This is a genomic window from Streptacidiphilus monticola (assembly GCF_042658505.1).
GTDB lineage: Bacteria > Actinomycetota > Actinomycetes > Streptomycetales > Streptomycetaceae > Streptacidiphilus > Streptacidiphilus monticola.
The window spans coordinates 1-11,156 of the sequence record NZ_JBHSQJ010000006.1; the positions used below are offsets into that span (position 1 = coordinate 1).

The window sequence follows — 11,156 nt, forward strand, 5'->3', positions numbered from 1 at the left end:
AGCGACTCGTCGCCCCACGGCCGGGCCAGCGCGAGGTGCCGGGCGTGCGACAGGGTGTCGGCCGGGTGCGCCTGGGCCAGTGCCTCGTGGGCGGCGAGCGTCCGGGCGTGGTCGGCGTCGTCCCGCAGGGCGGCCGCGAGGACGGGAGCGGCGAGCTGCACCCGACCGTCGGCGGCGACGGACGCCAGGCCCGCGCCGAGGGCCGGCGCAAGGGCGGCCACGGGATCGTCCACGCCCGCGGCGCGCAGCAGTTCGAGCGTGGGCGCCGCCGCGTGCGCGGTGAGCAGCAGGGCCTGACGGGTCGTCGGCGGCAGGGGGCGGACCGGCGCCAACTGCCGTTTGCGCAGGGTGGCCGGCAGCTCGTCGGGCGCCTCGGCGGGGTGGCGGGCCAGGGCCCGGGCATGGCCGGGACGCCCGGCGGCCAGGGCGAGCAGCCGCCGGCTCGGCTCCGGGAGCAGAGCACGGACGAACTCCTCGGCGAGCGGCGGAAGTTCGATCTGCAGCGCACGGGGCGGGAGCAGCTCGTCCCGGCCGAAGCCCTGCTGCGGGCCGGTCCTCGCGGTGGCGGCCAGGGTCAGCCTCAGCGACGCGGCGCGGTGCGCCAGGTGGGCGAGGGAGGCCGCGCTGGCCTCGTCGAGATGCTGCAGGTCGTCGACGGCGAGCAGCAGCGGGGCGTCCCGGGAGAGATCGGCGAGCACCGCGGCGAGCGCGCGGTGGACGGCGAAGGGCTCGGCCTGGCGGGGATCGTCCAGGGCCTGGCCCAGGGCGCGCGGCAGCAGGTTCCCGGGCAGCGGCCGCAGCAGGTCGACCAGGGCCGCGTAGGGGGCCGCGGAGTCGGCCGGCGTGGGCGCGCAGCGCAGCACCCGCGCTCCGGCTGCGGCCGCCCGGACGGCCAGGTGCTCCAGCACAGCGCTGCGGCCGATCCCCTCGGGGCCGGTCAGCAGCACGCCGGCATGCGGATGGAGTGCCGCCCAGGCGGCGGCGACGATGTGCTCACGGCCGAGAAGGGGCGTGCGGGCACTGGTCATTGACGTATCCCACCTAATGCTTCGTGTGCACGTCAATACACGGCCGCTGTGCGGTCCCTGTGAGATCCGCCCTGGTAGCGGCGGGTAGCCACGGATGACGTCCCGTCAGCCTCTCGCACGGTACTCACTCGTTCGAGTGTGTGTTCGGTGGATCTGAGGACAGCGCGGCCCAGCGGCGGGAGACTGCTGCCACGAGTCAACGGCGACCGGTGAGGTGATCGCGGTGAGTGAAGTACTCCTGGCAGTCGGCACGGACAAGGGCCTGTTCCTCGGGCGCAGCAGCGACCGGCAGTCCTGGTCCTGGTCGGGGCCGCACTTCCTGATGCAGGGCGTCTACGCGCTGACGGTGGACCGGCGCGGCCCCAGGCCCCGGATCATCGTGGGCGCGGACAGCAGCCACTGGGGCCCGTCCGTGTTCACGTCGGACGATCTGGGCGAGAGCTGGCAGGAGCCGGCCGCTCCCCCGGTCCGCTTCCCCGAGGACACGGGCGCCTCGCTGGTCCGCCTCTGGCAGCTCCGCCCCGGCCCGGCGGACGAGCCCGGCGTCGTCTGGGCGGGCACGGAGCCCGCGGCGCTGTTCCGTTCGGAGGACGGCGGGGAGTCCTTCACGCTGGTGCGCAGCCTCTGGGAGCATCCGCAGCGCGCCGAGTGGGGCGCCGGATTCGGCGGCCAGGGCCTGCACACGATCATCCAGGATCCGCGGGACGCACGGCGGTTGACCATCGCGGTCTCCTCCGGCGGGGTGTACCGCAGCGAGGACGGCGGACAGAACTGGGCCGCCTCGAACGAGGGCATCGAGGCCCGCTTCCTGCCGGACCGGTACCCGGAGTTCGGCCAGTGCGTGCACAAGATCTCCCCGGACGCGCAGGACCCGGACCGGCTCTACCTGCAGAACCACGGCGGCGTCTACCGCAGTGACGACGGCGGGCAGAAGTGGCAGCGGATCGACCAGGGGCTGCCGGCCGACTTCGGCTTCCCGATCGTCGCCCACCCGCACCGCAGCGGCACGGCGTACGTCTTCCCCTTGGTCGCGGACTACGAGCGGCTGCCCCCGGAGCACCGCTGCCGCGTCTACCGCACGGACGACGCCGGGTCGAGCTGGACACCGCTGGACACCGGCCTGCCGAACCAGGAGCACTTCGGCGTGGTGCTGCGCGACGCCCTCTGCACGGACGACGCCGATCCGGTCGGGATCTACTTCGGCAACAAGAACGGCGAGTTGTACGGCAGCGCCGACGAGGGCGGCAGCTGGCACCTGCTGCGCGAGCACCTGCCGACGGTGCTCTGCGTGAAGGCGTTTCAGCTGGCCTGACGCAGCGTCAGCTCGCCCTCGGCACCGGCCTCGGCGCCGGTGGGGCGTGGTGTGAGGTGCGGCAGGGCACGGAGGGCGGCCAGGGTCTCCGCGTGCGCCCAGTGGTCGAGTTCCGCGGGGTCGGCCCGCCGCTCGGCCATGGCGAGGCGCACCAGGTCGGGCAGCAGGTCGGTGCAGCGTGCGGCCACCCACTGGGTGCCCCTGGTCGCCAGCCACCACGCCTTGGCCGCCCGGCCGGGTGCGCGACCGTCGGGTTCGGCGGCGGGCGCGAGCCCGACGGGGAAGCCCCGGGCGGCGAGTTCGGTGTGGAAGGCCAGGGCCAGGGCCCGGTGGCCGCGCTCGCCGGGGTGGAGCCGGTCCGCGCTCCACATCTCCGGGTCGGCGGTCCAGCCCGCGTCGGCCAGGTGAACGTGGACGGCGTCGTATCGCCGGGAGAGCGCGTGCACGACGGAGTTGACGCTGCGCATGCGCCGCGCGAGCGGCCGGGCGAGCGCCCGCGGCAGGCCCAGCGCGGTCCCCGGGTCGGGCAGGCAGGCCGTCAGGACGGCGCTCCCGTCCAGGGCCAGACTGCCGAACGTGGTGTCGAGTTGCCGTGCCACGATGCGGATGTCGAAGCCTGCCCGCAGCGTGTCGTTGCCCCCGACCACGACGGCGGCGAGGTCCGGGCGGTGGCGGCGGGCCTCGGGGAGCTGGGTCAGCAGCACGTCGCCGGTGCGGGCGCCACTGACGGCGAGATTGCGGAAGTCCGCCCCGAGCGCCTCCGCCAGCAGCGCCGCCCAGCCCCGCCATGTCCCGTCCGGCCCGCGGTCGCCGAGCCCCTCCGTGAGCGAGTCCCCGAGCGCCGTGAACCGCAGCGCCGGCGCCTGCCCGTGCTGACGCACCGTCACCACCCCCGTGTCCGCGTCGCCCCGTGAGCGGGCTCGACCGCCCGTCCGTCTCCCAAGTCGGCGGCAGCCGCCCGAGCATCGTCCCGCCCCGCGGCGACGGTCGTGGTCGCTGCCTCCCCGCGCCGTGTGTCGAACCGCCCGACAGCCACGTCGGCCAGGCCGTGCACGCGCAGGAAGGCCTGCGTGGCGGCGGCCCAGGAGAAGTGTTGGGCCCGGGCCCGGGCGGTGCTGCGGATGTCGGTGCGAGTGAAGAGCCTGCACAGGGCTTCGGCGAAGGCCGCGGGGGTGTCCGCCGTCGCGACCGCGCCGCCGCTGCCGACGACCCCCGGCAGTGCGGACGAGGGACTGACCGCCACGGGCGTGCCACTGGCCAGCGCCTCCAGGGCGGCCAGCCCGAAGGTCTCGATCGGGCCCGGGGCGATCGCCGCGTCCGCCGTGGCCAGCAGTGCGGCCAGCAGCGCCCGGTCCGCCACATGACCGAGGAAGCGCACCGGCAGCCCCTGGGCAGCGGCCCGCGCGGTGAGCCGCGGCCGCAGCGGGCCGTCGCCCGCGACGACGAGCCGGGTTGGTACACCCAGCCGGTTCAGCTCCGCCACCGCCGCCAGTGCCGTCGCGGGGCGCTTCTCCGGCGACAGGCGCGAGCACATGAGCACCAACCGCTCGTCCCGCCCGGCCAGCGAGGCACGCAGCGCGGCGCTGCGGTTCCCGGGGTGGCAGCGCTCGAGGTCCACACCGAGGGGCGCCTGCTCCACGGGCACCCCGATCCGGCGGAACTCGGCGGCGGCCCAGTCCGTGGTGCAGACGATCCGCTCGAACTCCTGTGCCGTGCGCCTGTTGTGACGGTCCGCCAGGCGGCGGGCCGTCCCGGGCGGCAGACCCCAGGTGCGGAGCAGGCCGTCCAGGCTCTCGTGCGAGACCATCGCCGTGGGCACCCCGTGCCGCCGCGCCCAGCCGCCCGTCCAGCGCAGCGTGGCCCGGTCGGAGACCTCCAGCCGGTCCGGTGCCAAGTCCTCCAGCAGCCGGGCCAGTTCGGCCCTGTGCCGGAGCACCCGGTAGCCGCCGGTGCCCGGGAGTACGGCGCCGGGGAGGGTGACCACCCGCCCTTGGTCGGTCTCCTCGTCCCGGTGCGCGGCTCCCGGCACGACGAGCACCGGCCGGTGCCCCGCCGCCAGGTAGCCGCGGCCCAGCTCGCGCAGCGCGGTGCGCAGGCCACCGGAGGTCGGGGTCACGAAGTTCGCCAACCGCACGATGCGGGCCCCCGCCGGCGCGTTGCCGTTCACCGTCGCGCCCCTCACCGTCGCGCCCCTCACCGTCGCGCCGTTCACCGTCGCGCCGTTCAGCCTCTCCCCGGTCATGGTCACGCCGCCTGCGGAAGCGCCGGGGACGCCGTACGACGTCCGAGGATCTCGGCGTAGTGGCCGAGCAGTTGGTCGCCCACGCTCTCCCAACTGCGGTGCCGCACCTCGGCCCGGCCCGCGGCCCCGTACGCGGCACGGAGCCCGGCGTCCGCGGCCAGCGTCCGAACCGCCGCCGCCAGCGCTCCGGCATCCCGGGGCGGGAAGAGCAGACCGGTCCGCCGATGGCCGATGAGGTCCAGCGGTCCGCCGACGGCGGGGCCGACCACGGGGACGCCGCTGGCCATGGCCTCCTGGATGGTCTGACAGAACGTCTCCATCGGGCCGGTGTGCGCGAAGACGTCCAGCGAGGCGTAGATCGCGGCCAGTTCGGCCCCGGTCCGCCGGCCCAGGAACAGGGCGCCGGGCAGCTGCTGACGGAGCGTCGGTTCGCTGGGCCCGTCGCCCACGACGACGACGCGCACGCCGGGCAGCTGGGCCGTCTCGCTCAGCAGGTCCACCCGCTTCTCGGGGGCGAGCCGCCCGACGTATCCGACGAGGACCTCGCCCTCCGGGGCCAGCGAACGCCGCAGCGCCGGGTCCCTGCGGCGCGGGTCGAAGCGCACGGCGTCCACGCCGCGCTGCCACAGGTGCACCCGGGGGATGCCGTGGGCGGTCAGGTCCTGCATGGCGGGCGTGGAGGGGGCCAGGGTCCGGGCGGCGGCGCAGTGCACGCTGCGCAGCCGCCGCCAGGCGGCAGCCTCCCCGAGCCCGCTGCCCGCGCGGTAGGCGCGGGCGTAGCCGGCGATGTCGGTCTGGTAGACGGCCACCGCCGGGACCCCGAGCCGCTCGGCCGCGGCCATCCCGCGGGCGCCCAGCACGAAGGGGCTGGCCAGGTGGACGATGTCCGGCCGGTGCCCGGCGATCAGTTGCTCCAGTCTTCGACTGGGCAGGGCCACGCGGACCTGCGGATAGCCGGGCAGGGGTATCGCGGGCACGCGGATGACGGGGCAGGGGTCGGGGGCGCTGGGAGGCTGGGCCGGGGCGGGAGTGATGACGAGCGGCTCGTGGCCGCGCCGCACCAGGTGCTCGGCGGTGCGGAGGACGGAGTGGGCGACGCCGTTGAGGTCCGGCGGGAAGGACTCGGTGACGAGGGCGACACGCATGTCTGCGTTATTCCGGCATGCAGCGTGCGGCGGACCACGTGGATCTGACGGAGCGGCGAACGCGGCACGAAAATTCGTCACGCTCCGCGATCCCTGTTCTGACGGAGCGTCAGCTTGGCGCTTCTGCGCCGTTCCTGCGCCGCCCCCTTGCCCCCGGCGCGGGGCCGCGCACCGCAAGACGACTGACAACCTACGGCCGACGGCCCGTGGACGTCAGCCGAGACTCTGCCTGGCCCAGCAGCCCCACGCTCCCGCGCCGATCCTGCACCGCTCCCCTTGCGACCCGCCCCGGGGCCGCGCGCCGCAAGACGATCGACGACCCACGGCCCTCGTTGCCAGCCACCCCGGCCTGGCCCAGCAGCCCCACGCTCCCGCGCCGATCCTCCGCGCGTCCCTTGCCTCCCGCCCCGTGGCCGCGCGACGCAAGACGCTTGACGACCCACGGCCCGTGGACGTCAGCCGAGACTCTGCCTGGCCCAGGAGCCCGACGCTTCCACGCCCACTCTGGCTTCCCGCACAGGCGGCGCCACAGCCCGACCGACGGGGGCCTGCGCCCGCCGCCGTGACGCAACATCCGTGGCCCGGCGCCCGGCGCTTCCGGGCGCACACTGGCTTCCCGCACAGGCGACGCTCCGCGGCCTGAGCGACGGCCTACGGCCGCATTCGTCGCCCGGCGCATGCCTCGCCCGGCGTAGCCGGAGCGACGGCGAGCCGGGGACCCGGCGCGCGGATGGGGCATCCGGGGCAGGCGACCCGGCGGCGCACCCAGCGCTCGGTGTCGCCGTCCAACGGACGCGGGAGGCAGGGAAGGACCACCCGCCCCCGCCCGGGGCTGCTCAGCCGGCCGTGAGGCGGCCGCGGACCGCGGCGTGGACCTCGGCGTCCTCGCCGGGATCGGCGGCGAGGCGGCGGAGGCGTTCCAGCACGCGGACGTCCCCCTTCGTGGTCACATGGCGCGCGGCCAGCTCGCGGGTCGCGTCCTCGCAGTCCCACAGGCACTCGAACGCCGCGCCCGTCGCGAACCATGGGTCGACTCCGGCCAGGCTCCGGGCCGCGTTGAACCGCAACTGCGAGCAGACCGTCTCGGCGTAGATGTGGCGCAGCACCGGGACCGCGGCCGCCGCCGCCAGGCGGCCCGCGCCGTCGACCAGCGTGCTGAGCTCCGGGCGGTCGCAGCCGTGCGCGGAGACCTCGCGGTGCAGAGCGGCCACGACCAGCGGGGCGTCCTGCGCGGTGCCACGGCGGGCGAGCAGACGTCCGGCCGCGTCGGCCAGCCGGCCCCCTTCCGGATCAGCGGCCCAGCGCCTCGCACGGCCGAGGATGCGGTCGCCGTTCATGCAGCCCAGCGTGGCCAGGGCGAAATCAGAGACCGCGCGGGACGGGTCGTGGGCAGCCAGCTCCAGCAGGTCGGGCAGCTGCTCGTCGTCCTGGTCGGCGAGATGGCGCAGTGCGGCGCAGCGCGCGCCTTCGCCCGCTTCGCGCGCGGCCTGACGGAGCATCAGGCGGTCGCCCGGGCCGGCCACGGCACTCAGGCAGCGGGCCGCAGCGGCGGCGCGCCGCACCGGACCGCCCCCGCTGTCGCCACCCGAACCACCTGAACCGCCCGAACCGTCCGAAGCGCCGGAGGCCCCGGCACCGTCGGCCCAGGCCAGGACCGCGGCCGTGCTCCACTCGGGCACCTGCGGACGGTCGAGTTGACGCTGCCACAGATCGAAGGGGGCGCGTTCTGTGGCCGCGGCCACCCGTGGATGCTCCGTGGCCCACAGATGCCAGGGCCGGGGCTCGTACGCCTCGCGGACCGCCGCCCGCAACGCAGCGTCGCCCTCCGGGCCGGCCGGGAAACGGGCGAGTACGGGAGCGGCGAGGGCGCGCAGGCTGTCGTCGTCGTCATGCACGGCGAGTTCGTCCAGCGCCCAGGCCCAATTGCTGCCGCTGGCCGCATAGCGGCGCAGCAGCAGCAGCGCGTCCCGGCGGCCGTAGCCGGCCAGTCTGCCGAGCACCGCGAGCGTGAGGCCGGTTCGCGACTCGTCCTCGTCCCCGAGCAGGTCGTCGACGTGGAAGAGGTGGTTCTCGAGGCCGGTGAGGGGTGCTTCGAGCTCCATGAAGAGGCGCGCGTAATAGAGGGAGCGGTTCTCGACCTGCCAGTCGCGGCGGGGGTCGCAGGTGACGCACTCCTCCAGGGCGGCGAGCGCGTCGTGACGCTCGGCCGCCAGAGCGTGCAGGGTGCCGTCCCCGCGGCCCCGCTGGAGCAGGCCGAGGAGGGAGGCGCTGGGCGCTATCGCGGGCTCGAACATGAGGTCAGCATCCGTTGCGGCGGTCCTGGTGGCAAAGCAATTTCTCTGGGTGACGCCTCCGACGGGCGGTGGGACGGGTGTCTTCCCTTCTCGACCGGACGGCGGCACGTTGCCGCTGCGCGACGGTAGCCGCGGCGGCGATTGTCCCACCCCCCGGGCCGAGCCCGCCAGGGCGAAAGCCGGAATTCTAGCCTCCGGCTGCGCGGTTGATCCACTCGCCGGGGCGACCCTCGACCGCCGCCCCGAGACCGCTCGTCATATGCCAACGGCAATTCTTGTGCCGGTTCTGCCAAACGCCGGACGCCGCCGCTACCGCTGTGCGAGAGTCATACGTGGCCGTACCGCACGCCAAGCACGACGCCAAGCAAGTGGGAAGCCATGCACCCTCACCTCCCGTCCGGCCCTTCCGAGCCCCTCGGGCCGGAGGCCTCACTCCCCGCACAGCTCCACAGACTCCGCGCGCAGCTCGCCACCGCCCTCGGCACGGACGCCGCCGAACCGGACCACCGGCCGAAGAACGAGGAGGAGCGCGCCCGTCGCGCCCTGTTCGCCCACGCGCAGTCCAGCCTGGACCGTCTGGAGGAGTGCGTGAACGCCCTGCTCGCGGCCCCGCCTGCGAGCGCGCGCGACCACACGCTGCTCGGCGACGCCGAATGGGACCTCGTCCGGGACGAGGTGAACTGGTCCGGCGAGATGTACCGGCTCTTCGCCCGGGAGCCCGAGCAGGGCCCCCTGCGGCTCGACCAGCTGCCCGCACACCTGCATCCGGACGACCGCAGGCTGGTGCGCACGCTGCTCACCGGTGCTCTGGTGGACGGCCGCCCGATCGACGCGGAGTTCCGCCTGGTCCTGCCGGACGGATCGGCGCGCACCGTGCACTGCGTGGGCGCCCCGCAGCTCGAACCCGACGGCGCGGTGCACTCGCTCTGGCTGGCGCTGCGCGACCTGGCACGTCGCGGGGCCTGAGGGTAGCCCCCGACGTCATCCCTCCTGGTGGGCGTCCGCTGCCAACCGCCGTGTCAGTACCGGCAGTTCAGTGGAGCGGCGCGGATCGGGCCGGAGCAGATCGGACCCGGGCGGGACCTCACCGCGCGGACACCGGCCGGTTCACACGATCTGGGGACGCGGCTTGGCCGGCATCGTGCTGCGGATCTGGGCCCGCAGCTCGGAGACCTCGGCCACGTTCTCGTAGCGCGAGCTGAGCCGGTACATCTGCCGCAGCCGGTCCCAGGTGCGGTGCGAGGACATCTCCCCGATCTGACTGAGCGCCATCTGCGCGTATCGGCGCGCCTCCCCGGGCTCGTTGGCCAAGAAGCAGGCGGAGGCCATGGAGAGCTGGTCGAAGAGCATGGACCGCTCGCGTCCGCCCTCGCGCAGCTTGAGCGCGACCCTGGCGTGCTGCTGCGCCAGGCCCGCCGCGCCCGGGTCGTGCTCGGCCAGGGTGCGGTAGGTGAGCGCCTGCATCCCGTGCAGGTCGGCCTCGTCGAAGAACTGGAGCCAGCTCGGCCCCTGCTCGCCGGTGTCCTTGGCGAACAGCTCCTCGGCCTCCCCCAGCGTGCGCCGCGTGGCCTGGCTGTGGCCGAGCGAGGCGTGCGCCCATGCCTCGACGGTGCGCAGCATCGCGCGGGTGCGCGGCAGGTTCTCCGGACCGCTGCGGGCGTCGGCCACGCGCATCAGGTCCAGCGCGTCCGCCGGACGGCCCAGGTGCACCATCTGGCGGGCGGCGCGGGACAGCGCCTCCCCCGCGCGGGGCCGGTCCCCGGCCTCGCGTGCGGCGTGGACGGCCATCACGAAGTACTTCTGCGCCGTCGGCTCCAGCCCCACGTCGTGCGACATCCAGCCGGCCAGCACCGCCAGGTTGGCGGCCACCGTCCACAACCGCCGCTCCAGGTGCGCCGGGTGACGGTACGCCAGCATCCCGCTGACCTCGTTGAGCTGGCCCACCACCGCCTTGCGCTGGAGTCCGCCGCCGCGGGAGGCGTCCCACGCGCGGAAGATGTCCACCGAGGCCTCCAGCGAGTGCACCTCCTCCTCGCCGACCGGACCGCCCTCGTAGTAGTCGAGGGCGGGCACGGCGTCCCGCACCGCGCTCCCGGCGGAGCGGCTGAGCGGGCGGGACGCGGCGGAGGCGCTGCTGGTCATCCAGTCGTTGATCGGGCCGGCGATGGCGGCCCCGGCCACGAGCGCGGTGCTCGCGCCCATCAGTCCTCGTCGGTTGAGCATCAGGTCCATTCCCGTGAACTCGGTGAGGACCGCGGCCGTGCGTTCGGGCTGGGGCCAGGAGGCGTCCTCCGCGGGCTCGTTCGCGGGGTCGCCCGGAGCCCTGCCCCGGGTCAGGCCGAGGTCCTCAGGCGTGACTACTCGGCCGAGCTGCTCACTGAACAGAGCGGCGAGGATGCGGGGCACCGGGTCGCGCGGGATCTCCCCGCGCTCGATCCAGCGCCGCACCCGCGAGGTGTCGGTGGACAGCTGCTGCTGCCCCGCGACCGCCCCGCGCCGGTTGACCAGCCGCGCCAACTCGCCCTTCGACCAACCGGTCAGGGCGAACAGGTCGGCGAATCGGGTGTTCGGTCCTCTGCTCATTGCAAGCCCCCAGGTTCCTCGGCACCTCCGAGGCTAACGACGCGTCATGTGCCAGACGAGCATTCGCCACCTTTCGCCAGGGTCCGCCAACTGCCACGCCAACGGGCATGGGTGGTGATGTAGACCTGCGTCACCCCGCCCCAGGTCACAGCGGCACATGCCAGAAGCGGGGCCCAGGGTCAGGAGTGGCGCAAGGGGTGGCGCGACGCGCCACTCGCGCCAGGGCTGCGCTCCGCCGCAACCCGTCGGCGGTGCAACTCCCCAGGGTGCGCCGCCGGTTGGGCCGCTGACGGTTCCGCACCTGCGCGCCACCCCGCACACGCGGCGGACCAACCGGACCGCCGGCGGCAGCCCGCCACCTGAAGGGACCGGCTCCATTGATGTACTCGACCCAGCTCTCCCCCGCTCCGACGACCCGACCGGCCCCCGCGCCGCCCGCCGCCGGTCCGCTGCGTCGCCGCACACCCCTCACCGTGGACCCCCGGGCCCGTGACGCCTACGGCCAGCCGCTGCGGCGCGCCGTCCCGGTGCCGGCCCAGGGCCGCCCGCACC

At 75.1% G+C, this 11,156-nt stretch carries 8 protein-coding genes; 2 read left to right on the forward strand and 6 right to left on the reverse strand.

Features of this window, described 5'->3' with window-relative positions:
• Window positions 1-1,028, reverse strand: a 1,028-nt coding sequence (locus ACFP3V_RS01505) for an AAA family ATPase (RefSeq protein ID WP_380578780.1), incomplete at its 3' end; no start/stop codon positions are given.
• A 223-nt stretch (window positions 1,029-1,251) separates the two neighbouring features.
• Between ACFP3V_RS01505 and ACFP3V_RS01510 the strand changes: the two genes are divergently transcribed.
• Window positions 1,252-2,340 carry a WD40/YVTN/BNR-like repeat-containing protein gene (locus ACFP3V_RS01510; RefSeq protein ID WP_380578782.1) on the forward strand — a complete coding sequence of 363 codons (1,089 nt, stop codon included), beginning with the start codon at window positions 1,252-1,254 and terminating at the stop codon, window positions 2,338-2,340.
• Here the strand turns inward: ACFP3V_RS01510 and ACFP3V_RS01515 are convergent.
• The 4 genes from ACFP3V_RS01515 to ACFP3V_RS01530 form a co-directional block, all read right to left on the reverse strand.
• Entirely contained in the window at window positions 2,328-3,227 is a 900-nt protein-coding gene (locus ACFP3V_RS01515; protein WP_380578784.1) for an SGNH/GDSL hydrolase family protein, read from the reverse strand. The two genes, ACFP3V_RS01510 and ACFP3V_RS01515, sit on opposite strands and share 13 nt — an antisense overlap.
• On the reverse strand, window positions 3,224-4,582 hold the full coding sequence (locus ACFP3V_RS01520; protein ID WP_380578786.1) for a glycosyltransferase: 1,359 nt from the start codon (window positions 4,580-4,582) through the stop codon (window positions 3,224-3,226). The genes ACFP3V_RS01515 and ACFP3V_RS01520 overlap by 4 nt, the downstream gene beginning before the upstream one ends.
• 2 nt (window positions 4,583-4,584) lie before the next feature.
• Window positions 4,585-5,727 carry a glycosyltransferase family 4 protein gene (locus ACFP3V_RS01525; RefSeq protein WP_380578788.1) on the reverse strand — a complete coding sequence of 381 codons (1,143 nt, stop codon included), beginning with the start codon at window positions 5,725-5,727 and terminating at the stop codon, window positions 4,585-4,587.
• Between the two features lie 836 nt (window positions 5,728-6,563).
• On the reverse strand, window positions 6,564-8,021 hold the full coding sequence (locus tag ACFP3V_RS01530; RefSeq protein ID WP_380578789.1) for a HEAT repeat domain-containing protein: 1,458 nt from the start codon (window positions 8,019-8,021) through the stop codon (window positions 6,564-6,566).
• A 378-nt stretch (window positions 8,022-8,399) separates the two neighbouring features.
• Between ACFP3V_RS01530 and ACFP3V_RS01535 the strand changes: the two genes are divergently transcribed.
• Window positions 8,400-8,987 (forward strand): PAS domain-containing protein, encoded by a 588-nt coding sequence (locus tag ACFP3V_RS01535; protein WP_380578791.1) that lies wholly within the window; start codon window positions 8,400-8,402, stop codon window positions 8,985-8,987.
• Between the two features lie 141 nt (window positions 8,988-9,128).
• Here ACFP3V_RS01535 and ACFP3V_RS01540 read toward each other — a convergent pair whose 3' ends face one another.
• On the reverse strand, window positions 9,129-10,604 hold the full coding sequence (locus ACFP3V_RS01540) for a DNA-binding protein NsdB (RefSeq protein ID WP_380578793.1): 1,476 nt from the start codon (window positions 10,602-10,604) through the stop codon (window positions 9,129-9,131).
• Window positions 10,605-11,156 lie beyond the last annotated feature (552 nt).